Annotated in this window: 21 protein-coding genes; 9 read left to right on the plus strand and 12 right to left on the minus strand. The window is 71.1% G+C overall.

The genetic code is table 11. The annotated features are described in order from the left end of the window. From QL985_RS06485 to QL985_RS06515, 7 genes are all read right to left on the minus strand, one after another. Positions 1–615 (minus strand): MFS transporter (locus QL985_RS06485; protein ID WP_290147666.1); only part of this gene is annotated, 615 nt, incomplete at its 3' end. A 137-nt stretch (positions 616–752) separates the two neighbouring features. Beyond that, complete coding sequence (locus QL985_RS06490; RefSeq protein WP_259905148.1) at positions 753–1,859, minus strand: zinc-binding dehydrogenase; 1,107 nt, start codon at positions 1,857–1,859, stop codon at positions 753–755. Continuing rightward, positions 1,856–2,548, minus strand: a complete 693-nt coding sequence (locus tag QL985_RS06495) for a phosphonatase-like hydrolase (protein WP_259905149.1) — start codon at positions 2,546–2,548, stop codon at positions 1,856–1,858. The genes QL985_RS06490 and QL985_RS06495 overlap by 4 nt, the downstream gene beginning before the upstream one ends. 47 nt (positions 2,549–2,595) lie before the next feature. Beyond that, positions 2,596–4,272, minus strand: coding sequence for a phosphonate ABC transporter, permease protein PhnE (gene phnE, locus QL985_RS06500; RefSeq protein WP_259905150.1), 1,677 nt, complete (start codon positions 4,270–4,272; stop codon positions 2,596–2,598). After that, a complete protein-coding gene (phnC, locus tag QL985_RS06505) occupies positions 4,269–5,096 on the minus strand; it encodes a phosphonate ABC transporter ATP-binding protein (RefSeq protein WP_259905151.1) in 828 nt (275 codons plus the stop codon). Before phnC ends, phnE begins: the two co-directional genes overlap by 4 nt. An 18-nt stretch (positions 5,097–5,114) precedes the next feature. Next, the gene (locus tag QL985_RS06510; RefSeq protein ID WP_259905152.1) at positions 5,115–6,044 is read right to left on the minus strand and encodes a phosphate/phosphite/phosphonate ABC transporter substrate-binding protein; all 930 of its coding nucleotides are present in this window, start codon (positions 6,042–6,044) and stop codon (positions 5,115–5,117) included. A gap of 355 nt (positions 6,045–6,399) precedes the next feature. Beyond that, positions 6,400–7,521 carry a TIGR03364 family FAD-dependent oxidoreductase gene (locus tag QL985_RS06515; protein ID WP_259905153.1) on the minus strand — a complete coding sequence of 374 codons (1,122 nt, stop codon included), beginning with the start codon at positions 7,519–7,521 and terminating at the stop codon, positions 6,400–6,402. 175 nt (positions 7,522–7,696) lie between these two features. Here QL985_RS06515 and QL985_RS06520 point away from each other — a divergent pair, with 175 nt between their 5' ends. Both QL985_RS06520 and QL985_RS06525 read left to right on the plus strand, forming a co-directional pair. After that, entirely contained in the window at positions 7,697–8,443 is a 747-nt protein-coding gene (locus QL985_RS06520) for a GntR family transcriptional regulator (protein WP_259905154.1), read from the plus strand. A 101-nt stretch (positions 8,444–8,544) separates the two neighbouring features. Then, positions 8,545–9,600, plus strand: coding sequence for a hypothetical protein (locus QL985_RS06525; RefSeq protein WP_259905155.1), 1,056 nt, complete (start codon positions 8,545–8,547; stop codon positions 9,598–9,600). Between the two features lie 60 nt (positions 9,601–9,660). Here QL985_RS06525 and QL985_RS06530 read toward each other — a convergent pair whose 3' ends face one another. Further along, positions 9,661–9,882 (minus strand): hypothetical protein, encoded by a 222-nt coding sequence (locus tag QL985_RS06530; protein WP_259905156.1) that lies wholly within the window; start codon positions 9,880–9,882, stop codon positions 9,661–9,663. Positions 9,883–9,953: 71 nt separating this feature from the next. On the opposite strand from QL985_RS06530, the gene QL985_RS06535 reads away from it, so the two are divergent. From QL985_RS06535 to QL985_RS06550, 4 genes are all read left to right on the plus strand, one after another. After that, positions 9,954–12,617 carry an excinuclease ABC subunit UvrA gene (locus QL985_RS06535; protein WP_259905157.1) on the plus strand — a complete coding sequence of 888 codons (2,664 nt, stop codon included), beginning with the start codon at positions 9,954–9,956 and terminating at the stop codon, positions 12,615–12,617. Between the two features lie 218 nt (positions 12,618–12,835). Next, entirely contained in the window at positions 12,836–13,399 is a 564-nt protein-coding gene (locus QL985_RS06540) for an N-acetyltransferase (protein WP_259905158.1), read from the plus strand. 177 nt (positions 13,400–13,576) lie between these two features. Next, complete coding sequence (locus QL985_RS06545) at positions 13,577–14,884, plus strand: VWA domain-containing protein (RefSeq protein ID WP_259905159.1); 1,308 nt, start codon at positions 13,577–13,579, stop codon at positions 14,882–14,884. Between the two features lie 214 nt (positions 14,885–15,098). Further along, positions 15,099–15,875 carry a class I SAM-dependent methyltransferase gene (locus QL985_RS06550; protein ID WP_259905160.1) on the plus strand — a complete coding sequence of 259 codons (777 nt, stop codon included), beginning with the start codon at positions 15,099–15,101 and terminating at the stop codon, positions 15,873–15,875. Between the two features lie 89 nt (positions 15,876–15,964). Here QL985_RS06550 and QL985_RS06555 read toward each other — a convergent pair whose 3' ends face one another. Continuing rightward, the gene (locus tag QL985_RS06555) at positions 15,965–16,213 is read right to left on the minus strand and encodes a type II toxin-antitoxin system prevent-host-death family antitoxin (RefSeq protein ID WP_259905161.1); all 249 of its coding nucleotides are present in this window, start codon (positions 16,211–16,213) and stop codon (positions 15,965–15,967) included. Positions 16,214–16,322: 109 nt separating this feature from the next. Here QL985_RS06555 and QL985_RS06560 point away from each other — a divergent pair, with 109 nt between their 5' ends. Further along, the gene (locus QL985_RS06560) at positions 16,323–16,832 is read left to right on the plus strand and encodes a GNAT family N-acetyltransferase (protein WP_259905162.1); all 510 of its coding nucleotides are present in this window, start codon (positions 16,323–16,325) and stop codon (positions 16,830–16,832) included. A gap of 27 nt (positions 16,833–16,859) precedes the next feature. Here the strand turns inward: QL985_RS06560 and QL985_RS06565 are convergent, their stop codons facing one another. Next, the gene (locus QL985_RS06565; protein ID WP_259905164.1) at positions 16,860–17,252 is read right to left on the minus strand and encodes a VOC family protein; all 393 of its coding nucleotides are present in this window, start codon (positions 17,250–17,252) and stop codon (positions 16,860–16,862) included. Between the two features lie 78 nt (positions 17,253–17,330). Between QL985_RS06565 and QL985_RS06570 the strand changes: the two genes are divergently transcribed. Next, on the plus strand, positions 17,331–17,534 hold the full coding sequence (locus QL985_RS06570; protein ID WP_259905165.1) for a hypothetical protein: 204 nt from the start codon (positions 17,331–17,333) through the stop codon (positions 17,532–17,534). A 132-nt stretch (positions 17,535–17,666) separates the two neighbouring features. Here QL985_RS06570 and QL985_RS06575 read toward each other — a convergent pair whose 3' ends face one another. After that, on the minus strand, positions 17,667–21,275 hold the full coding sequence (locus QL985_RS06575) for a bifunctional proline dehydrogenase/L-glutamate gamma-semialdehyde dehydrogenase (RefSeq protein ID WP_259905166.1): 3,609 nt from the start codon (positions 21,273–21,275) through the stop codon (positions 17,667–17,669). A gap of 380 nt (positions 21,276–21,655) precedes the next feature. Further along, positions 21,656–23,749, minus strand: a complete 2,094-nt coding sequence (locus tag QL985_RS06580) for a glycoside hydrolase family 15 protein (RefSeq protein ID WP_259905168.1) — start codon at positions 23,747–23,749, stop codon at positions 21,656–21,658. Between the two features lie 179 nt (positions 23,750–23,928). Here QL985_RS06580 and QL985_RS06585 point away from each other — a divergent pair, with 179 nt between their 5' ends. Further along, the gene (locus tag QL985_RS06585) at positions 23,929–24,402 is read left to right on the plus strand and encodes a DUF805 domain-containing protein (protein WP_259905169.1); all 474 of its coding nucleotides are present in this window, start codon (positions 23,929–23,931) and stop codon (positions 24,400–24,402) included.

Genomic DNA, 24,402 nt, shown 5'->3' on the forward strand with positions numbered 1-24,402 from the left:
CGTCGTCGTCGGGGCGCTCTCGCGGGCGCGGCGCTGCAGCCGGGTGACCACGGTCCACCCCGTGACGAGCAGGGGAACGCACAGCAGCGCCCCGAACAGCGCGGCACCCCGCCAGCCGAACGCCGCGCCCACCACCGGGAACGTGAGGCCCGCGACCAGCAGACCCACCTGGACCCCGGACTGCTTCCACCCCATCCAGGCGGAGCGCTGGGTCAGCGGAACGCGCTGCGCGACGATCCGGTTGGTCACCGGGTTGGAGAAGGACTGCGCGAGCCCCGCGACCAGGGCCGCGACCAGCAGCACGGAGTAGGACTGCCACGTGGCGCTGAGCAGGAACGCTACCAGCACGCCCCCGAAGATCAGGGTGAGCTGCACGCGGGTGTCGATGCGGTCCGCGAGCACCCCCAGCAGCGGCGCCGCGAGACCCGCCACCACGAACACCGCGGTGATGATGAACCCGTACTGCCCTTCGGTGATCCCGTAGCTCTCCACGATGGTGGCGCTCAGCGCACCCACCCCGTAGTTGAACACCGGTCCCGCGGCCATCGCGGCCATGAGCACCGCGAGCAGGATGCCGGGGGCCTTGCGCGTCGGCGCGGATGCGGTGCGGGTCACAGTCGCTCACTGTAACGGGGGCTCGTCCCGCGGCACCACGGGCTCACGGGCCACCGCACCACGGGCCCCGGGCTCGCACCGTCTCGACACTACGAGCCCACCGCATCACCGCATCACGGCATCACGGCATCACGGCATCACGGCATCACGACGACGGTGCGCAGCGTCCCGGGCGCCGGTCCCGTGAACTCACGCCCCAGCTCCTCGGGCGCGATGGGCCCACCCAGGACCTCGTCCCACGGCAGCCCGTGGGCTCCGGAGGCAAGGAAGTCCACGGCCTGCCGCAGGTGCCGGGGTTCGTAGTTGTGCACCCCGGTCACGGTGCGCCAGCCCCGCACGATCCACTCGGGGTCCACCGCCACCGTGCCCGCGGGGGCCACGCTGCCGGCGAGCACCGCCGTTCCGCCCAGGTCCAGGGCGTCCAGACACGCGGTGACACCCGCAGGGTGCCCGGAGAGCTCCAGGGCCACGTCCACGGTGCCGAGCTGCGCCGCGTCGTCGGCCACCTGCGCGGCGCCCACGGCGCGGGCGGTCGCGCGGCGGTCCTCGTGCAGGTCCACGGCGCACACCTCCGCCGCCCCGCGGTCCAGGGCGGCGGCCACGGCCACGGTCCCGAGCATGCCCAGACCGGAGACGAGCACCCGCCGCCCCGTGAGGTCCCCGGCGCGCTCCAGCATGGCCATGACGGTGGCCACGGCGCACCCCGCCGTGGCGGCCACACCGTCCGGCAGGGAGGCGGGCACCGTGACCACGGCGATCCCTGCGCGCAGCAGGATGTGGGTGGCGTAGGTCCCGGACAGCGGCCAGTCGCTCGCGAGCGCCTCGTGCCCCACCTTCCGGACGCTCTCGCACTTGGCGGTGAGCCCCCGGAGGCACGGGGTGCAGTGCCCGCACGTGCTGGTCACGCCGAACACCACGCGGTCCCCGGGTTCCAGGAGCGCGCCGTCCACCGTGCGGGCGCCGTTGCTCGCGGTCACCACGCCCACGCCCTCGTGTCCGAGCACGGAGGGGCACGCGGCGGAGCGGCGTCCGCTGACGGTGTGCCGGTCCGAGCCGCACACCGTGGCGGCCGCGAGCGTCACGACCGCCTCGCCGGGTCCTGGCGCGGGCACGGCGAGCTGCTCGGCGCGGAACTCGCCGCCGCCGTGCCAGACCCACGCCGTCGCCGTCGTCCCCGCCGCCTCACCGGAGGACTGGACGGGCGCGGACGACGACGCCGCCCCGCCGGGTGCCGCGCAGCTCACCGCTCGCCGACCGGCGCGCTGGTCAGGACGGGGTGCGTGGGCAGCTCCGCGACCGAGCCCAGCACGATGTCCGCCTCCAGACCCTCGAAGTCCTCACGGGTGAGGTGGCCCGTGAGGACACCCACGGAGGTCACCCCGGCGCGCTGGGCGGAGACGACGTCCGAGGCGGTGTCCCCGGTGCTGACCACCTCGGCGGGATTCGTGACGCCCAGCTCGGACATGGCCCGCTGGATCATGAACGGCTCGGGGCGGCCCGCCGGCACCTGGTCACCGGCCACGGAGACGTCCACCACGTCGCCGTCGTCCCAGCCCAGGGCCCCCAGGATCAGGTCCGTGATCTCGCGGGAAAACCCCGTGGTCAGCGCCACCGACACACCCTGGGAACGCAGCTCGCGCAGCGCGTCCTCCACCCCGGGCAGGGGGGTGGGCGGGTTCTCGGTGTAGGTGCGGCGCAGCTCCCCGCGGAACCAGGACCAGGCCCGCTCCACGGTCTCCTCGTCCGCCTCCACGCCGCCGATGCGGAGCAGGTTCTCGATGGCCCAGTGCTTCTCGGTGCCCATCCACTCCTGGAACTGCTCGTCCGTGTAGTCGGCACCCTCCCGCTCGGTGGCCTCGCGCAGCACGCGGTAGACCTCGTCCCGATCGTCGATCGTGGTGCCTGCCATGTCGAAGACGGCCAGTGTGATCATGGTGTGCTCTCTCTTTCGTGTGACGTGCGTGGGGGCCGTGCCGCGGGTCAGCGGACCGTGGAACGCAGCCACAGGGCTAGCGCCTCCACCGCCAGGACCACGGTGACCATGAGGATCAGGATGGTGGTGACCACGTCGAACTGGTTCACCCGGGACGCGTTGAGCAGCAGGAAGCCCACGCCGCCGGCACCCACCACACCCAGCAGCGTGGCCGCGCGGATGTTCGTGTCCAGGAGGTACATGGTGTGCGCCACGAAGGCGGGGGCGGCCTGGCGCACGGTGGCCGCGAAGAACACCTGGGGCTCCGAGGCCCCGGCGGCGCGCATGGCATCCTGCACGGCGGTGTCGGTCTCCTCGAGGGAGTCGGCCACGAGCTTGGAGAGCAGGCCCACCGCACCCACCGCGAGCGCGAGGGTTCCCGCGACCGCTCCCAGGCCGGTGACGACCACGAAGATGATGGCCAGGATCAGCTCCGGGATGCCGCGGATGACCACGATGAGCACCCGGAAGAACGTCCGCACCGCCTTGTTCGCAACCACGTTGCTCGCGGCCAGGATCCCGATGGGAAGTGCCAGCACCGCTCCGAGCACCGTGGCCGCCAGGGCGATCTGCACGGTGACCACGAGCGCCTCGAGGATGACCTCCAGGGATCCTCCGGTGGACGGCGGCAGGAAGAGCCCGAGGGTCTCGGGCGCGGCCAGCACGCCCTGCCAGATGGTGCTCCAGGAGAGGTCCACGCGGTGCAGGGACAGTCCGAGCAGCAGCAGGACCACGGCGGCGGACACGAAGCGCTGGGCCCGGTGCACGGTCCACGGCGGGGTCAGGCGCACGGGGGTCTCCCGCCCGCCGTCGAGCCGTGCGAACAGGGCGTCCGCCCAGGTTCCCCGGCGCACCGTGGCTCCGGAACGGCCCAGCAGCGCCGCGCGGATCGCCCCGGAGGTCAGCTCCACTGCGATGCACAGCACCAGCACGATCAGCGCGAGCGCCATGCCCCGCTGGTAGTTGAGGGTGCGCAGGGCGTCGGCGATCGCCAGTCCGATGCCGCCCACGCCCACGTAGCCCAGCAGCACGGAGGTGCGCAGGTTGATGTCGAAGCGGTGCAGCGCGGTGGCCACGATCTGGGGCAGCAGCACCTGGGGGATCGCCGCCATGATCTGCTGCCCGCGGTCCGCGCCGGCGGACTCCACGGACTCGCGGGGACCGTCGTCGAGCTCCTCGATGGCGTCCGCGTAGAGCTTGGCCACCATGCCCACCGAGTGGATGCCCATGGCCAGGATGCCCGCCGTGGCACCCAGCCCGAACATGCGCAGGAACACGATCGCGAGGACCAGGTCCGGCACGGCGCGGGCCAGCACGATCAGCGTGCGGGCGGTGCCGCGTGAGACCCGGCCGTGCGTCGTCGGCCTGGCTGCGGCCAGGGCCAGCGGCACCGAGATCACCACGGACAAGAACGTGGCCAGGAAGACGATGGCCAGGGTCTCCAGGATCAGGCCCACCGTCTCCGCCACGGGCGGGAAGTCCAGCGGGAACATGCGGCGCGCGAAGGCCACCGCGTTGTCGAGCGAGTCGACGATGGTGCTCACGTCGATCCCGAGCGAGCCGAGGGACCACACCCCCGCGACGAACAGGGCCGCCATGGTCGACGCCGCCGCGATCGTCCCCGGCCGCGGCGCCGGTCGTGCGGGCACCGCCGTGGCACCCGGGCGCTGCTGGGTCTGCGTCACGACGCCGCCCTCCCCTGCGCCGGGACGCCCGAGACGTTCTCGTAGATCCGTGACGCCTGCACGGCGTCCATGCCGCGGGTGCTCTGGTTGAGCACGATCCGCCCGCTGCGCAGCCCCACGATCCGGTCCGCGAAGTCGATGGCCAGCTGCACCTGGTGCAGGGAGCTGATGACCGTGAGCCCCTGCTCCTGCGCGATCTCCTTGAGCAGGGACATCACCTCGTGGGCGGAGACCGGGTCCAGGGAGGCCACGGGTTCGTCCGCGAGCAGGATCCGCGGGTGCTGCATGAGCGCCCGTGCGATCGCCACGCGCTGCTGCTGACCGCCGGAGAGCGTGTCCGCCCGCTGGTGGGCGCGGTCCGCGAGACCCACGCGGTCCAGCTTGGCCATGGCCTCCGCCCGGACGTCCTTGGGGTACATCATGAGCGAGAGCCGCGGGCCCCGGAGCGAACCGAGCCGGCCCGTGCACACGTTCTCCAGCACGGACATGGGACCGATCAGGTTGAAGGACTGGAAGATCACGCCGATGTCCTTGCGCAGCGCGCGCAGCCGGCGCCCGGACAGCGAGCTGACGTCGTTGCCCAGCACGTTCACGGTGCCGGCGCTCGCGCTCTGCAGCCCGTTGATGTGGCGGAGCATGGTGGACTTGCCGGATCCGGAGAGCCCCAGCAGCACGGTGATGGCTCCGCTCGCGAAGTCCATGGTGACGTCGTCGAGGCCCAGCACGCCCCCGCCGAAGTCCTTGGTGACGTGGTCGAAGCGGACGGGCGCGGCCAGCGTCGGTGCCGGGGTGAGCAGGGTGGGTTCCACGGGAACGGTGTTCATGGTCATCTCCTGTTCCGCTCAGCCCGCGCTGTGGCAGGCGTCGGCGTCGGTGGCGGTGCAGATGTCACGGATGGCGTTGTAGTCCTCGTCCGTGACGGGCAGGTAGCCGTACTCGATCTCCTCGGGCAGCGTGCACTCCTCCTCGGAGGTGCAGATCCCCGCCTCCACGAGCGCGGGCTTGTTCGCCTTGTCCCGGATGGCGGTGGTGATCTTCTCCGCCATCTCCGGCTCCAGGATGTCGGTGTTCAGGGCAATGGGGTCCTCCGGGATGGGCTCGGACTCCCACACGGGGCGCAGCGCGCCCTTCTGCACCTGACCGGAGTCCTCCAGGGTCTTGAGCATGGTGTCGTGGGCGAAGGCGGCATCGCACTGGCCGGACTCCAGGGACAGCAGGGACGCGTCGTGGCCTCCGGCCATCACGGCCTCGAGGTCCTTCTCGAGGTCGATGCCCTCGTCCTTGAGCCCCTTCATGGGCACCAGGTAGCCCGAGGTGGAGGCGGCGTCCACGAAGCACACCTTCTTGCCCTTGAGGTCCGAGAGGTCCTTGATGTCCGAGTCCTGGCGCACGTAGGCCAGCGACGTGTAGGCGGGATCCTTGCTCTTGTCGTTGGTGGGCGCGGCAATGGCCTCGGCGTTGACCCCCGAGTCCTTGGCGATCGTGTAGGAGAACGGCCCGTAGGAGGCGATGTCGATCTGGCCGGCCCGCTGGCCCTCGATCACCGCGGCGTAGTCGGAGGCGTTCTGGAACTTCACCGTGGCGCCGGTCTCCTGCTCCAGCAGCTTGGTGATGGCGGAGTAGTCGCTCTCCAGGGACGTGGAGGACTCGGCCGGGACGGCGGCGAACGTGATGGTGTCCTTCTGGGAGTCGTCCGAGCCGCAACCGGTCAGCAGCGGGACGGAGGCGGTCAGCAGAACGGCGGCGGCGTAGCGGCGGTGGGAGGTCTTCACAGGGATGTCCTTCTGTGCGGAGGTGCGGTGAGGTGGGTGGCGCAGTGTGGTGCCCGGCAGCGTGCGCGGAGGGCGGTGCGCGCAGTTCGAGGATCAGGAGGCGGTGGTGCGGGGCGGCCCCCGCACCTCAAGTCTGAAGCACCTCGCCGTCACTTGTATATACAAATTGGGGTTGTTCACCCACACTTCACCGAACCCTCACGCGAGGGTCATCCGCGGGGCACAGAAGGCCCCGCGGCAGCCCTCGATGAGCCCAGTCCGCAGGCACCGGGGCTGTGCGCATGCAGGGGCGAGGGATCGCGGCGGGGTGCCCCGGCGCGGCCCCAGGGACCGTCGGTACGCCAGGCCCCGGGGCTCAGAAGCGCGGAACGGACCCTCCGGACAGGGCGAGCTCCGCAATGCCGAAGGACAGCGTCATGCCGATTCCGGACGTCACCACCACCACGGTGGTGCGCGGATCCGGGCGCTCCAGAACCAGGTTGGTGGCGGCGCTGTCCGCGTAGCAGCCGAGCCAGCGCTGCTTCACCACCGGCCGCCCGATCCCCAGGTAGCCCGTGGCGCGGTCCAGCAGCAGATCACCGAGCTCCTCCTCCACGAACGGTTCCGGACTCACGTCGTAGGCGTGACTGTCCCCCACGAGCACCCCGCCGGGGATGGCCGTGGCCATGAGGTTGGCCTTGCACGCCACGAGCTCGGGCTCCCGCTGGGCCAGCTCCTCACCGAGGGCCGCCGCCGAGGGCATGGCCGTGAACCCGTCGTAGCGGGCCAGTGAGGTGCCCGTGAGCAGGGCCAGGTCCGCCGGCACGGAGCCGGGGCGTTCGATCAGGGACATCACCAGCGTGCACGCCCGCACCCCGTGGCGCTCGGCGATCTCGGGGAACATCTGCTCCACCTGGACCCCCGGGCACACCACGATCTCGGCGGCGTGGATCTCCCCGCGGCTGGTGCGGGCCACTCCATCGGCCACGGTGAACACCCGCGTGCGCCACGTGAACTCCACCCCCTCGGAGGCGAGCCAGCGGGCCAGCACGGGGGCCGCCTCACGCGGGTTCACGCGCATGTCGCGGGGCAGGTGGGCGCCGGAGTGCGCCCGCAGCTCGGGGTTGCCCACCGCCCGGGCCACCTGTTCCCGGGTGAGCAGCGTGACCTGATCGGAACCGCGGTGCTCCGCGAACTCCTCCAGCACGCGTGCCTCGGTCTCCGTCACGGCGGGGATGTGGGTTCCGGACTCGGCGGCCCAGAAACCGGCGGCCCGGGCGGCGTCGAGCCACCCCTCCCGCGCGGAGGCCGCGACGTCCTGGATGACGTCCGCCTGCCCCGTGAAGCACGCGTGGCCGAAGTTCTGAATGGACGCGCCCACGGGGCGGTCGGCGACGTCGACGACGCGCACGCTGCGTCCCTGACGGTGGGCGCGGAAGGCGGTGGCCAGGCCCAGGATGCCGGAGCCCACCACGAGAAGGTCTGTTGAGGTTTTCACGCCCCCGATGCTAGGTGCGCCCCGGTCCGCCGCGGCCGTGTTGTATATACATTTAAAGGACCGTTCACCTGACCGTCACACGCCGTCCACGCGCGGAGTCCGTCCTGCCGCCACCCTGGGACAACCCGATATGTTTGCGCTGACAGTCCCCGCCCCCTGATCCGAGAGCGACACCATGAAGACCGCCCTGCAGCAGCACCGTGAGATCGCCGCGTACCTGCGCACCGCGATCCACCGCGGTGAGTTCCCCCCGGGCGACCCGCTGCCCTCCGAGGCGCAGCTGTGCGAGCAGTTCCACTCCTCGCGCGGGCCCGTCCGCCAGGCCATGGCCACCCTGCGCTCCGAGGGCTTGATCTCCTCCGGGCGGGGGCGCCGCACCATCGTGCTGGACACCGTGCCCACCCAGTCCTTCGACGGCGTGATCTCCTACTCCGAGTGGTGCCGCCAGTCCGGGTTCGAGCCGGGGCAGGTCACGCAGAGCGTCACCAGGCACCAGGCTGGTCCCGTTCTCGCGGCGGGGCTGGAGATCGAGCCCACGGACCAGGTGGTCACCGTGTTCCGGCTGCGCCTGCTGAACGGGGCGCCCGCCATGGTGGAGCGTCTGAACTACCCCCTGGACGTGGGGCGCCACGTGCTGCTGTTCGACACCGACTCCGGGTCCATCTACCAGCACCTGCTCGACTCCGGCGTGGACGTGAACAACGCCACCCGCACGATCGACGCCGTGGGCGCGGACCCCGAGGACGCCCGCCTCCTGGAGGTCCCCGAGGGCACGCCCCTGCTGCGGGTGCGCCGCCGGGCGTTCACGAGCGAGGGCAGTCCCATCGAGTTCTCCGACGACCGCTACCTCCAGGGCACCGCGAGCTTCACCCTGAACACAGTGCGTGGGAACCCCTCGCCGCTGTCCATGGTCAGCCCCTGACCCCTCCCCGGGATGCTTCCGGGGCAGGCCCGGTCCGTTCCCGGTCCCCTCACGTAGGCTCGTGCCCGAGAACGCGCACGAGACCACGGAAGGCGGACACCATGACCGAGCCACTGGATCCGGAACTCGCCCGGGCCCTGCAGGAGCCGGCGCGACTGGTGCGCGCGGACCCCGCGCTGCTGGACGCCGTTCGCCGGGCTGGCTCTCCCGCCCAGACCGAATTGGTGCGCCGCGCCTCGGACGCGGACACCGTGGAGGACCGGTACGCGGCGGCCGCCATGCTCGCCGCCCTCTTCGGCGACCGCGGCCCGCTGGACCAGGCGGCCCACGGCTACGGGAGCACCCCGCCGCTCGAGCTGCTTGCCCTGGCGGACGTCCCGGCACTGCAGCCCGCCCTGCGGGAGTCGCTGTCCTCCCCCGTCCGCACAGGCCTGCTGGAGTGGGCCACCACGGCGGACCCCTCGCGGCCTCCCCTGGAGCTCGCCATGGCCGCACGGGACCTCGGACTGTCCGACGCCGCGGTGCTGCGTTCCGTCGCGGACCGCGCCGACCAGGTCGCCCAGGGTGCAGGACGCGCGCAGAAGGGTCCCCTGGCCCGGTTCTCGGAGGTGCTGCGCGCGGCGGCGGACAGTGCGCAGGGTGGCGCGGCGGCGTCGTCGCCCGCGTCCGCTTCCCGCCCGTCCCCGCAGGATCCCGTGCTGTCCCAGGGCCCCGCGGTCACGACCACCGGCATCCCGGCCTCCGAGATGCTGGACGACGACGAGCTGGACGAGCCCACCCAGCCCAGCGGGCGCTACCCCGGCGAGGGCGTGCGCGTGCACGACTCCATCGCGGGCCCCGGCGCGGGCGCGCCGCGGGAGACCTGGGATCCGGGCAGCGCGGCGGGCCCCGCTGGCTCCCGCCCCGAGCCCCAGGACGGGTACGACGCCGCCAGCGCACCCGGTCCCGCCGGTTCACCCGACGGCTACGGCCCGCCGGTTCCCCCGCGACAGCCGTCGACCAACGAGCTGTACTACGGGGCGGGCAGCGAGCGCCGCGCTCCGCGCGACCCGAACAGCGAGGAGACCCGGAACGAGAACCGCAGCGTGGCCCGCAACTGGGCCATCACGTTCGCGGTGATCGTGGCGATCATGGTGCTGCTGGTCATCCTGCTGTAGGCGGGCCCGGAACGAATCCCGCCGCGGTCCGGCGGTGAGCCGGTTGCCGCGGGGCGGCGATCAGCGGTGGTTCGAATCGTCCTTGCCGCCGCGGAACGCTGCCCCCGCCCCCAGCGCCGCACCCAGTGCGGTCCATGCCAGCAGCCACCCGACACTGAAGTCGACGTCCTCCACGCCTCCCGAGGGTGTCTGCTTGGACAGGGTGATGTTGAACTCGGCGCGCAGCCAGTAGAGCAGGGCCGCGAACAGCGCGAAGCCGATGATGAGCAGGACTTTTCTCATCTCCGCACCCTCTCACACGCCCCGCCCCACTGACGGGACCGCGCGGCGTCGCCCCGGGTAGCGTGGCCAGGGTGACTACTGAGCAGAACGGCACCGCATCCTGGCAGCACGGCGTGGTGGTGCGCGGCGCGCGCCAGAACAACCTGCAGGACGTCTCCCTGGACCTGCCCCGGGATTCCATCGTGGTGTTCACGGGGGTGTCCGGCTCGGGGAAGTCCTCCCTGGCGTTCGGCACGCTGTTCGCGGAGTCGCAGCGGCGCTACCTGGAGTCCGTGGCGCCGTACGCGCGGCGGCTCATCGACCAGGCGGGTGTCCCGGACGTGGACGTGATCGAGGGGCTGCCGCCCGCCGTGGCCCTCCAGCAGCAGCGCGGCGGGGGTGGGGCGCGCTCGGACGTGGCCACCGTGACCACGCTGTCCAGCCTGGTGCGGATGCTGTACTCGCGCGCCGGGTGGTACCCGCCGGGGCAGGGGATGCTCTACGCGGAGGACTTCTCCGCGAACACCGTGCAGGGCGCGTGCCCCACGTGCCACGGCATCGGGCGGGTGTACGAGGTCACCGAGGACACCATGGTCCCGGACCCGAGCCTGACCATCCGCGAGCGCGCCGTGGCGTCCTGGCCCGTGGCGTGGGCCGGACAGAACCAGCGGGACATCCTCGTGTCCCTGGGCTACGACGTGGACACCCCCTGGAAGGACCTGCCGCAAAAGGACCGGGACTGGATCCTCTACACCGAGGAGCGCCCCACGGTGGGCGTGTACCGCGGGCTGAGTCCCAACCAGACGCGCAAGGCCCAGCAGGAGGGCGTGGAGCCCACCTACCAGGGCACGTTCATCGGCGCGCGCCGCTACGTGCTGGACACGTTCGCCAACGCCAAGAGCCCGAGCACCAAGAAGCGCGCTGCCCAGTACCTCACGAGCGAGCTGTGCTCCGAGTGCCACGGCAAGAAGATCAAGAAGGAAGCGCTGTCGGTCACGTTCGAGGGCCTGGACATCGCCGAGTTCTCGCACCTCCCCCTGGCGCGCCTCGCGGAGATCGCGCGCGCCGTGGCCGCGGAGGGCTGGACCCCGAGCGAGGCCGGGCACCTGGCGGACCACGTGCTGGACGCCGAGTCCCGCGAGGCCTCCACCGCCGCCCGGGTGGCGCAGGGAGGGGCCTCGCACGACGCCGCCCCGGACGTCCGGCGCACCCCGAACCTCTCCGTGGAGAAGCGTGCCGCCGCCCAGCGCCTGGCCGCGGACCTCGTGGCGCGGCTGCAGCCCATGATCGACCTGGGCCTGGGCTACCTCTCCCTGGACCGCACCACACCCACCCTCTCCGGCGGCGAGCGGCAGCGGTTGCGGCTGGCCACGCAGCTCTCCTCCAAACTCTTCGGAGTGGCGTACGTCCTGGACGAGCCCTCCGCCGGTCTGCACCCGCGCGACCTGGACGCGCTGATCGGGATCCTCCACGGGCTCAAGGACCGCGGCAACAGCCTGTTCATCGTGGAGCACTCCCTCACGGTGATCCAGGAGGCGGACTGGCTCGTGGACATCGGCCCCGACGCCGGCGAGCGCGGCGGGCGCGTCCTCTACAGCGGCGATCCCCGGGGCCTCGCGGACGTCCCCGAGTCCGCCACGCGCCGCTACCTCTTCCCGGAGCACGCCACCGCACCCGCCTCGCGCGAGCAGCGCACGCCGCGGGGCTGGCTGGCCCTCGAGGGGATCACCCGCAACAACCTGCGCGGCCTGGACGTGACCGTCCCCGCCGGGTGCCTCACCGCCGTCACGGGCATCTCCGGCTCGGGCAAGTCCAGCCTGGTCAGCCAGGCCCTGCCGGTCCTCGTGCGCGAGCGCCTGGGCCAGCGCACGGGCGAGTCCCCGGAGATCACGGGCGATCCGGAGTCGGACCTGCTGACGGCCGACGACGCCGCCGAGGACGTCCGCGGGAAGGTCACCTCGGTGCCGGAGGGCGTGCGCCGCGTCGTCGTGATCGACCAGAAGCCGATCGGCCGCACGCCGCGCTCCAACGTGGCCACGTACACGGGGCTGTTCGACGACGTCCGCAAGCTCTACGCCGCCACGGACGAGGCCAGGAAGCGCGGGTACAAGGCCGGGCGGTTCTCGTTCAACGTGGTGGGCGGGCGCTGCCCCACGTGCGAGGGCGAGGGCAGCGTGATGGTGGAGCTGCTGTTCCTGCCCAGCGTGTACGCACCGTGCCCGGACTGCCACGGCACCCGGTACAAGGAGAGCACCCTGGAGGTGCTGTGGCGGGAGCGCTCCGTGGCGGACGTGCTGGGCATGAGCGTGGACCAGGCGCACGCGTTCTTCGAGGGCGAGGGCTCCATACACCACAGCCTGGGCGTGCTGCGGGACGTGGGGCTCGGCTACCTGCGCCTGGGCCAGCCGGCCACGGAGCTCTCGGGTGGTGAGGCCCAGCGGGTCAAGCTCGCCTCCGAGCTGCAGCGGGCCTCCCGCGGGGACACCCTCTACGTGCTGGACGAGCCCACCGCCGGGCTGCACCCGGCGGACAGCGACCGCCTCATGAACCACCTGCAGGGGCTCGCGGACGCGGGCAACACCGTGGTCATGGCCGAGCTGGACATGCGCATGGTCGCCCAGGCGGACCACGTGGTGGACATGGGCCCCGGCGCGGGAGCGGACGGCGGCCGGGTGGTCGCCGCGGGCACCCCGGACGACGTCGCCGCGCACGCGGACAGCGCCACGGCACCGTACCTGCGGGGTGAGCTCGGCTGAGACCCGCCTGGGCAGGTGCGCCCAGCCCCCACGGTGAGATGCCCTGCGCCGGGGACTCGTCAGTGCCCACGTCCTGGGCGAGTGGGCGCGGGATCGGCCGGTCAGGTTCGAGCGAGGCCCGCCCCCCGTCCGAGGCCTCGGGGGCGCTTCCGTGAACACGCCGTTCCTGGCGCGCCGCGAGGCCGGACGACGGATCTCGCACCGGGGACAATGAACGCATGAGCATCGACATCCGCCCCGAAGACCCCCGGGACTCCACCGCCGTCCGCGCCCTCGTGGCCCGCGCCTTCACGGAGGCCGAGCACAGCGCCCCGCCCGTGGAGGCGGACGGCGCCCCGGGTGAGGCCACCCTCGTGGGCTGGCTGCGCGGCTCCCCCGCCCACGACTCCCGCTTCGCGCTGACCGCCCACGACGGCGCGGACCTCGTGGGGTTCGCGATGGCCACGTGGGGCCGCTGCGGGGGCGAGCCCGTGCTGGGTGTGGGCCCCGTGGCCGTGGATCCCGCGCGGCAGGGCGAGGGCCTCGGCTCACGGCTCATGACCGCCCTGGTCGAGCGCGCCACCCACGCCGGTCAGCCGGTCCTCGTGCTGCTGGGGGATCCCGCTTTCTACTCACGTTTCGGGTTCCTCCCGGCCTCCCGGCTCGGGATCACCGGGGAGCCCGAGTGGGGCGAGTTCTTCCAGGCGGCGCCGCTGGGGGACGGCGGCGTCGTGTCCCCGGACGAGTACCGGGGCCCGCGCGGCCCCTACGAGTACGCCGAACCGTTCTCCCGCCTCGGCTGACCCGGGATCCGCGCCGTGTGAGCCACGACACCGTAGGGTGGTCCCAGAAGGGACGTCGGGGCGTGGCAGCACCCCGGCACGGGGGTCCTGACACGGCTGCCGCGTGCGGGGGCGCGCCGGGGGTGACCGTTCTACGGGGTCCTCCCGGAGTCTCCCACGGAACGGGGGGACATCGACATGACCGAGCCAGGCAAGCACCGCGCCGCGCACCGCGCCGAGCGGGGAGGGCAGGGCAGATCTCTGCTGTGGCTCGCCGTGGCGGCCGCGCTGGTGCTGATCCTCAGCACGGCCTTCTCCATCTCGCGCCTGGACTCCGACGACGACGCCGCCGGTGGTTCCGAGGCGAGCGGCGCCTCCGGGGCGGCGGGCGCGGAAGGGGGCGAGCCCGTCGTCGTCGGTCCCGCAGAGACCGGGGCAGGGACGTGGGCCGCGGTGCTGCAGGACCCCGCCGTGGAGCTCGGCACACCGGGTGAGGACGCCGGAACGCGTGAGCTGATCTCGCGCGCACTGGGCGAGGTGCAGGACGGGCAGGCGGACCGCGCGGACACGGAGCAGGCCATGAAGCGGCGCGCCCGCACTGAGGGCGATGCCGCCCCCGTCCAGACCGCGACGCAGCGACTGGAACAGGTCGCAGCGGGCCCCGCCCCGAGCACACCGGCGCCTGCGGACCCGAGCGCGCCCGCCTACGCCGCGGGAGCGGAACACCCCGCGGCCACCGTGGTCACGCGCGGCGAGTGGGACGACTACCGCGGCCGGCACGCGGACACGGCGCTCGTGGCGAGCACCCCGGGCGACCGTCCGGCCTCCGAGGCGCCCACCGCGGACGACGCCACCCTGACGCAGGCCCTGGGGCAGTGGGAGCACCTCGCGGAGCCGTTCCACGCCCTGGTGGCCATCGACACGTCAGGTTCCATGGGCACCCCGGCGCTGCCGGACGGCTCCACCCGGATGGACCTCACGAAAGCCGCCGCCTCCACGGCCGTGGGACTGTTCCCGGAGCACGACGCGCTGGGGCTGTGGACGTTCGCGCGCCACCTGGACGGGGACAAGGACTACCGCTCCCTGACCCCGGTGCGGGAACTGTCCGCCCCGGTGGACGGCGCCACCCAGCGGGACCAGCTCGCGCAGGACGCCCAGTCGTTGACCTACGTGCCCAAGGGGTACACGGGGCTGTACGACACCACGCTGGCCGCCTACCGCCAGGTGCTGCACGAGGACGCCCCGGACCACCTGCGCACGGTGATCGTGCTGACCGACGGCATCAACCAGGACCCGGGATCCATGGGCCTGGACGAGCTGCTCGCCACGCTGGAGAAGGAGCAGGACCCGGAGAACCCGGTGCGCATCATCACGGTGGGCATCTCCCAGGACGCGAACGAGAACGTCCTGAAGCAGATCGCGGAGACCACGGGCGGGTCCTCCCACATCGCCACGGCGCCGGAGGACATCGAGAAGGTGTTCGTGGACGCGCTGACGGGGGCGTGAGGGGCGCACGTCGCGGACGCGGGCGGCGACGCGTGAGGCGCGGTTCTGCCAAGGATTTCCACAACTTTGCGGGCAGAAATGCACCTCACACGCTTTAGACACTGGGACTGTGGCGCATCCCGCTGAGCTGGACCAGGGACGCTACTGAAGTGGCCGCGCTCGTCACATCATTCCGAGTCAGAGTCGCTGCAAGGAAATCACCTACCTTAGGAGGATGGAAGAGACTGAGAAACAACTGATTGCGTCTTGGCGCGCTGAGGAGCGTGCGCAGCCAGAGGGGTGGGATTTTTCCGATCTAGCTGATCGGATGACGGAGTCGCCCGAGCCTTGGGATCTTGCGGCGATTTACCGGACAGCGTTGGCGGCTGCAACAAGCGTTCTCGACATGGGGACCGGCGGAGGCGAGTTCTTGAGGTCATTCAGGGACGCACTACCACCAGACACGATAGCGACAGAGGGGTGGCCCCCTAACCTGGCAGTCGCCCGAGAGGCACTTTCGCCTCTGGCCGTGGAGGTCTTCGAGTACAAAGCACCGGACAAAGATGTCGACTCGGTCGAAATGCCCTTTTCGGACAATCGATTTGACCTTGTTCTCAACCGGCACGAGTCGTTCTCCCCTCAGGAGCTCGCACGCGTCCTGGTCAAGAAAGGACAGTTCATCACCCAACAAGTTGGTGGCGACGAGGCCCATGAGCTGAAGGCATGGCTCGGGGACCATGACGAGTTGCCGCATGTCAACATCACAACCATGCGGAGGGATCTCGAGACTGCTGGGTTCCACGTAGCCGAGGGAGATGAGCACGTGGGTGCCTACGAGTTCCGAGACGTCGCCGCGCTCGTGGCGTACCTGCAGCTGGTGCCGTGGGAGACGCCGGATGACTTCACAGTGGACCGCTACGCAGACCGACTTCTGGCGCTCCACCGAGAGACCTCCGGCGGCCCTGTGCGGCTCACGCGCAAGCGATTCTGGCTACGAGCAGTTCGTCAGTGAACTTCTTCCCCAGTTGCCCCGTTGAATATGCTCCCCGACACCTGCTTATGCCAGTGCCCTTCTATCCGGCGGGCAGGGCCTCGAGGGTCTCAGATGCCAAGTTCTCTCCGCAGGGCCACGTGGGAAACTCGCGACTCCTGCTCCGTGCGCGCAGATGCCGCGGCCCGGACATCGGCTACATCCTCAAGGGTCGTCACCGCACGGTCGTAGAACTCGGGCGAGACCACCACGGCGCGTCGTCCCGCGCCCAGCGAAGTGATCTCCACGGGCTCGCGCTGCGCGGTCGCAATGTAATCACTCTGCTGGTTGCGGAACTGGGAAAGCGTCACGGAGATCATACCGAAAGCGTACAACTTGTACGTTTGCAACGCTGCTGGTGGAGGCAGTGATGCATGAAAGATATTTAAATGGTGTTTCGGCTTTCTCCCCACGGACTAGCATGCGGACATGATTGAGACCCCTCGCCTCCTACTTCGCCGACCCCGCCCCGCTGATGTCGATGCGGTCTTTGCATACCGGTCTCGAGCAGATGTCGCCCGCTACTTGAGCGCAGGCACGTGGACCCGCCAGAAAACTGACGAGGAACTTGATACCTGTGCCGGTGCACAACTGAATGGACCCGGCGACGAATTGGTGCTCCTGGCCGAGCTCCGCGCCACCCGGGAGGTCGTAGGCGAGGTAGGACTGACGTGGACCGACGCGGAGCACACCGCCGAAATCGGGTACGTGTTCAACCCTGCTTATACGGGAAAAGGCCTGGCCTCCGAAGCTGTCTCCGGTGTTCTCTCCGCAGCCCTCGGCACGTGGGGCTTTAGCCAGGTCAGTGCGCGAACTGACGCTGACAACCGAGCCTCCCGCCTCCTGTGTGAGCGGGTGGGTATGACGCTCACTGCCCGCTCTTTGAGCACAGATGGGCGAGATGTGGAGGAAGTCGTCTACACCACATCCGGCGTGTAGTGCTCTCTGTATGGGACCAGGACGCGATCAAGCCCCCGCAGCCACTAGTTCTGCTTTGAATCCTGCGGAATTCTCCAGCCAGCCAGCGTAGTGCTCAGGACCGCCGGCATGGGGATAGCGCTCCTGGTACAGCGGCCACCAGCCGTGCTCGGGGGCAACTCTCATGATTTCATCCACGCGTTCAGAGGGGCCCGCGATGAATGCGAGATGGTTCACGCCCGGGGCTCGCCGGTCATGGACCGCGCGGGAAAGGTTTGGCGAGGTGGTCAGGGTGAGATAGGCGCCCCCTCCTGACCAGGACTCGCCCTCAACCCACTTGCCCGACTGGCTGAACCCAAGTTGCTCGAGGAGCCAACCCCACTCGGACCGCGCCTGAGCCAGATCAGCGACCCACACTTCGACATGATGAAATCCCGTCATGGATCCATGGTGACATCCTCGCAAAGACTGGCCGAGCGATCATTGTCCCTACCTCCGAGGCGCTCCTACCGTGGTGGGATGGCTACCACCACGACATCCCGAACCCCCTGGCTCCTCGTCCTCGGCGTCCTCCTGGCCGTCGCCGCGGCGGCTCTGATCACGTTCACCGACCTGGCCTGGCGCGGCCTCATCGGCTGGCCGCTGCTGGTGGTGGCGCTGCTCCTGGTAGTGTCCGGCGGCATTCGTCGCGGTCAGCAGCGGAGGGACACCCACCGGGTCTGAGACCCGCGGGGCGGTCCGTGCTTCGCGGGATTGCACCACCCCGACCGCACCCGGACACGGTACGAGCCGCGCCCCCGGTCTCCCGGGAGCGCGGCTCGTGGTCGCTCAGGCGTCAGGCACGACGCCGCCGGGTCACCGCACCAGCTCGTCCACCACGCGCTGCATGGACTGGCTGTGGTTGCCAAAGCGGTGCATGGTGATGGACACGGCCTGCTCGGCCAGCATGTACATCATCTCCACGCGCCCGGTGCCCACCACGTCCTCGGTGATCAGGGCGATGTCCGGGTGCTCGGCGCGCACCGCGTAGAGGTCCTTGAGGTCCTCCTCGGAGCCGTCCCACGGGGAGATCACGCGGACGCGAGCGCCGTGGCGGACGTCCAGGGCGTCGTCGTCCAGGGCGCGCAGGTCCGAGAGCTGACCCAGCGGGCCCAGGGAACCGGTGCCCAGGGCGTGCGCGAACTCGGCGTCGGACGCCGGGTTCAGCACCGTGGCGAAGAGCCCGTTGACGGCCTCCGGCACCTCGGTGGCGGCACTGAGGATCACCTGCGAACCGGAGCGCACGGCGGCGAGGCCCACGCGCAGGATGTCCGTGAGGGACGCACCCTCCTGGGCGCGCACCACCACGGTGCGGGGGCGGTAGCGGAACAGGTTGGCCTCGCTGCGCAGGGCGGTGGGGTCCTTGACCTGGCCGAACTCGCGCTGCCACTCGGACTGGTCCGACTGCGCGGCGCGGCGCAGCCACACGAGGTCCTCGTCCGAGATCAGCGGCGTCACGGCGTCCAGCGCGCGGTGCACGCGCGGGTCCAGGACCCACGCACCGGCCGCACCGCGGTCCGTGCTGGAGGACGAGAACCCGGCGCGCTTCCAGCGGCCCAGCGACGCCAGGTAGTTGGGGCCACCGGCCTTCGCGCCCAGGCCCACGGAGGAGCGCTTCCAGCCGCCGAACGGCTGGCGCTGCACGATCGCGCCGGTGATCCCACGGTTCACGTAGAGGTTGCCGGCCTGCACGGAGTCCACCCAGCGCAGGATCTCGTCCGCGTCCAGGGAGTGGATGCCCGCGGTGAGCCCGTAGTCCGTGGCGTTCTGCAGCTCCACGGCCTGCTCGAGGCTGTCCGCGGACATGAGCCCCAGGACGGGGCCGAAGCACTCGGTGAGGTGGAAGAAGGATCCGGGCTTCACACCCGTGCGGATCCCGGGGCGCCACAGCCGGCCGGAGTCGTCCAGCTGCTTGGGCTCGATGAGCCACTCCTCACCCGGCTCAAGCTGGGTGAGCCCGCGCAGGAGCTTCTCGGAGGGCTGCTCCACGGTGGGGCCCACGGTGGCCTGCAGGTTCACGGGCCAGTCCACCACCATGGAGGAGGCGGCATCCACGAGCTGGCGGCGGAACCGCTCGGACGTGGCCACGGACCCCACCAGGATGCCGAGCGACGCCGCGGAGCACTTCTGCCCGGCGTGGCCGAAGGCGCTGGAGACGAGGTCCCACACCGCCTGGTCACGGTCCGCACTGGGGGTGATCACCAGGGAGTTCTTGCCGGAGGTCTCCGCGGTGAGCGGGCGCTCCGGATCCCACGAGGCGAACAGCTGCGCGGTCTCGTACGCGCCGGTGAGCACCACGCGCTCGACGTCCGGGTGGGAGATCAGCGTCTTGCCGGCCTCGCCCTCCACGGCGTCCACGAGCTGCAGCACGTCGCGCGGCACACCGGCCTCCCACAGCGCCTCGCACACCGCGGTGGAGCAGCGGCGGGACTCGGGGGACGGCTTGTGGATCACGGCCGAACCGGTGGCCAGGGGTGCCACGGTGGTGCCCGCGGGGATGGCCAGCGGGAAGTTCCACGGCGGGGTCACCACGGTCACGGCGTGCGGCACGAAGTCGCCGCCGTCCACGAACTCCAGCTCCAGCGCGCGGCGGGCGTAGTAGCGGCAGAAGTCCACGGCCTCGGAGACCTCGGGGTCCGCCTGCTCCAGCACCTTGCCGGTCTCCGCACCCGCCACGGCCATGAGGTGGCCTCGGCGTGCGGCGAGGATGTCCGCGGCGCGGTTGAGGATCTCGGCGCGCTCACGGGCGGGGGTGTCCGCCCAGCGCTTGCCGGCGCTCTTGGCGGTGGCCACCACGTCGTTCACGGCCTGCACGGCCTCGTCCGAGTCCTGGTCCATGTCCTTCAGCAGCTCGGGCACGGCCACGGAGGCGTACCACTCGCTGCTGCCGATCTTCTCGGCCAGGGTCTCCGCCCAGCGCTGGTTGGCCGGCACGGAGACGTCCGTGTCCGGCTCGTTGCGGAACGGCTCGTCCAGCGGGATGGTGGGCTCCGCGCCCACGGTCTCCGCGCTGCGGTCCTGCACACGACGCGGCGAGGGGACCTGGGGGTCCTCCTCCAGGTCCGCGAGGGCTGCCCGGAAGCGGCCCTCCTCGCGCTGGAACACCCAGTTGTCCGGGCCCAGGTCGAAGATCCCGGACATGAAGTTCTCGTTCGCGGAGTTCTCCTCGAGCCGGCGCACCAGGTAGGACACGGCGACGTCGAACTCCGCGGGCTTCACGGCCGGCACGTAGAGCAGCAGCTGGCCCACGTCCGTGGCCACGGCCTCGCTCTGCGCGGTGGCCATGCCCTGCAGCATCTCGAACTCGATGCGGTCGGTCACGCCGCGCTGCTCCGCGAGCAGGTGCGCGAAGGCGATGTCGAACAGGTTGTGCCCGGCCACACCCAGGCGCATGCCCGTCATGCGCTCGGGGTGGAACAGCCACGCCAGCACGCGCTTGTAGTTGGTGTCCGTGGCCTGCTTGGACTCCATGGTGGCCAGGGGCCAGCCGTGCATCTCGGCGTCCACGTTCTCCATGGCCAGGTTGGCACCCTTGACCAGGCGCACCTTGATCTGGGCGCCGCCGTCCGCCACGCGCTGCGCGGACCACTCGGAGAGCCGCTCCACGGCGCTGAGCGCGTCCGGGAGGTAGGCCTGGACCACGATGCCGGCCTCGAGGTTCTTCAGCTGCGGCTTGTCGAGCAGCCGCTTGAACACCTCGATGGTCAGCTCCAGGTCCGAGTAGACCTCCATGTCCAGGTTGATGAACATCTTCCCGGTGCCCTTGGTGGCCGCGGTCTCGTACAGCGGCAGCAGCCGCTCCACCACGCGCTCGGCGGTGCGCTCGAAGCCCCAGTGGGACAGCTGCGGCACCACGGAGGAGACCTTCAGGGAGACGTAGTCCACGTCCTCGCGGCGCAGCAGGCCCTCGGCGTCCGCGAGGTGCTTCTTGGCCTCGTCCTCGCCCAGCACCTCCTCACCCAGGAGGTTGATGTTGAGCCGGTGGCCCTGCTGCTTGATGTTCTTCACGGACTTGCCGAACGGCCCGGGGCGGGCGTCCACGACCATGTGGCCCACCATCTGACGCAGCCGGGTGCGGGCGGCGGGGACCACCACGGAGGGCAGTGCGCCGGAGAGCACGGTGCCCGCCTGGATCTGCGCACGGTCCGCCACGGACATGGACTGCGGGGTCAGCTTGGTGATGTCCTGCAGCGCCTTTGCCGCAGCCTTCGTGTCCTCCGTGCGGATCACGCGGTCCACGAAGCCCACCGTGAACTCCAGCCCGTTCGGGTCCTGGAGCACGGCGGCCAGACGGTCCTCCGCGGGGTTCTTCTGCTTGTTGTTGCGCTGATTCTCCTGCGCCCGCTGCAGCCAGGTGCGCACGAGGTCCACGGCGGGATCGGCGAGGGCGTGGGGATCGGTTCCGGTATTGACGGTGCGTGCCATTGCAGCGCCTCCAAAGTCTCGGCCCGGCAAGGGTGCCGAGGCACTCCCTCGGCCACCAGCCGAGTCACACCGGGCCCGGCGTAGCTGGTGCGCTCACGCTACCCCGCGCTCCAGGACGGCAAGTAATCGCGAGCTGTGGGAAACCTCCACATGACGCCCAACGCCCATCCTCCGCACTCCCAGGGACCACGACGACGCCGCACGGCCACCTCCCGCGCGACCCGCACTGCGCGCCCAGCAGCCCACACTCCCGCGCCAAGCCCCGGGGTCGGGTTGGGCCGAGGCCATGCCACTGACCGTGCCCGGCCCCACTCAGAACGGCGCCGCCCCTGAACGTGGGCGGCAGGGCACGGCACCCGGCGGCGTCGTGCCACCGTGCGTCAGGAGGCGTCCGGGGCGGTCTCCGCCTTCAGGATGTCCAGCACGCGGATCAGGCGCAGGTGCGCCTCCACCTGCGGGAAGTTGCCCGTGGCGCGGCGGTGGGTGGGCGAGTACGTGGAGGGCAGCAGGCCCAGCTCGTTGGCGGTGCCGAGTGCCACGTCCGTGAGCCGCACCGCCTCCTGGGTGTGCCCGCACAGCGCGAGCTGCTCGGCCAGCTGCAGCGTGGCGGAGACGGACGGCGCGGACTGGCCCGCGAAGCCGTCCTGGCCGATCGAGGACGCGAACGCCTCGACGTCGTCCAGGTCCGTGAGCTGCGGCAGGTTGCGGTAGCGGTGCAGCAGGCCGGAGCGGTCCGTGAGCTCCCTGCGGATGCGCTCCACGGTGCCGAGCATGCGCTCGTCGTCGTAGGCCACGAAACCCACCATGGGCAGCTGCAGCAGGGAGGCGTCCACGTCCGTGGAGCCGTAGTACTGCACGAACGAGCCCGCCTGGGGGTCGTAGCCGCTGGTCCAGACCTCGTGCGCGAGCTGATCCCGGTGCTCCTCCCAGGTCTCCACGTCACCGGGCAGACCGTGGATGCGCACCGCGTCCACACCCGCCTGCATGGCCGCCCACATCATCACGCGCGAGTGCGTGTAGTACTGGGGCTCACCGCGCATCTCCCAGACGCCCTGGTCCTTCTCCTCGTAGTTGGCCACCACGGCGCGCAGCAGCGCCTGCTGCAGCGGCCACGAGAGGTGGTCCTCCTGCACACCGCGGCGGCGCAGCATCTCGAAGACCCGCAGCACGTGCCCGGCCACGTCCGACTGGTAGTGGCTGCCGGAGGAGTTGCCGTCACGGACGGGCCGCGAGCGCTCGTACCCCGGCAGGTCCACCAGCCGCTCACGGATCTGGGGGGAACCGTCCAGGGTGTAGATGTTGGAGGGGTTGTTCACGTCCCCGGCCACCGCACGCAGCAACCAGTTGCGCAGCTGGGCGGCCTCGCGGTCGTGACCGTGGTCCAGCATGACCTCCAGTGCCGACGCCGCGTCCCGGGGCCACGCGAGCCGGTGGTCCCAGTTGCGGTCCGCGCCCACGACCTCCGGAAGGGACGTGGTGGGGGCACCGATGAGTCCGCCCGTGGCCTGGTGCATGAGCCCGCGCACCACCAACAGGCTGCGCCGGATCAGCTCCTCGGGCTCATCGTCCGTGGCGGTGAGCCGGAAACCGCCCAGGGAGGTGCCCTCCTGGTGGGGGCGGTCCCCGTGGCGGCCCACGTCCCGCGCGGAGAGGCGCTCGGAGGTGTCCAGGTCCTCGGCGTCCGCGCCGGAGGCGTGCAGCGCGGGGGGCTGCTCGTCCGGGTCCGTGTGGTTCATGGCGGCGGGATCCGTGAGGGGCTCGTAGCGCTCGGTCCACTCCTGCCACAGGTTCACGGTGGCCGTCAGCGTCTCGTTCACGTCCACCGCCTCCGGGGGCACGCCGTGGGACGGGAACCACGTGAGCGTGAAGTCCCGGGTCTGTCCGGCCGCCACCGTGAAGGAGCCCGCGTGGCGGCGCTTGGTCTTGTCCGGATCCGCCTCCGGCAGCGGATCGCCGTGGAAGACCACGGAGTCCGGTCCGGCCATCCCCACCAGCACGGACTCGGCCTCGGCGTCCTCCGACTCGTCCTCCAGGACGTCGAAGCGGCTCAGCCATGGCACGGACGAGCCGTAGTTGAAGCGCAGCCGGATGTCCTGGAACATCTCCACCTCACCCGTGAGGCCCTCCACCCGGCGGATCAGCTCGGTGCGGGCGTTGAGCGGCATGAAGTCCGTGACGCGCACCGTGCCGGTGTCCGTGGACCACACCGTGTGCAGCACGAACGTGTTCTCCGCGTAGAAGCGCTCCACCGCCACGACGCCGGGCAGGGACATGTCCACCGCGGCGTCGTCGTCCACCGCGCAGTACGGGGCGAGCAGCCAGCGGCCGTGGTCCGGGGTGCCCAGCAGCGCGCCGAACAGCGCGGGCGAGTCGAAGCGGGGGACGCACCACCAGTCCACCGACCCGTAGCGGGAGACCAGCGGCCCGCTGCGCATGTTGGACAGCAGGGCGTAGTCCTCGATCTTGGAAGCCATGCCCCCAGAATCTCACGAACGAGCGGTCGGCTCATGCTGCACGGAACTCTGGCCGTTCGGCCGATGCGGCCTGGATGGTGCCTCGGTACGGTGGATAGTTCACCGTGCGCCGGTCGGGTTCGTTGCGAGCCGACCGGCAGACCGAACGGTCCCGCGAGACCCCCGGGAGGACGCCACCCATGACCCTGCCGTACCAGCCCGTGTACTACGACACCCAGCCCGGCGAACCCGTGGGCCCGTGGCGGGCCGTCAAGAACTTCGTCCGCAAGGGCACCACGTTCTCCGGGCGGGCCTCACGCTCCGAGTACTGGTGGATCGCCCTGTTCACCTTCCTCTTCTCGGGGGCCTACATGCTGGCGGAGGACCGCGGCTACCTGGCCTGGCCGGATGTGGAGGGCGGGCTCGCCATCGTCCTGGCGGTGCTCTCCCTGGTGCTGCTGCTCGCGGTGGTCCTGCTGGTCGTCTTCACCGCCGCCCTGTCCGTGCGGCGCCTGCACGACTGCAATCTCTCCGGGCTGTGGTTCCCGCTCATCCTCGTTCCCGGCCTGGGAAGCGCCGCCCTGCTGATCCTGGCCGCCCTGCCCCCGGACCCGCGGGGCGTGCGCTTCGACGCCCAGCCCACCCCCGGGGCCGTCATGCACGCCGGGAGGTAG

Source organism: Kocuria sp. APC 4018 (genome assembly GCF_030407675.1).
GTDB classification, from domain to species: domain Bacteria; phylum Actinomycetota; class Actinomycetes; order Actinomycetales; family Micrococcaceae; genus Kocuria; species Kocuria rhizophila.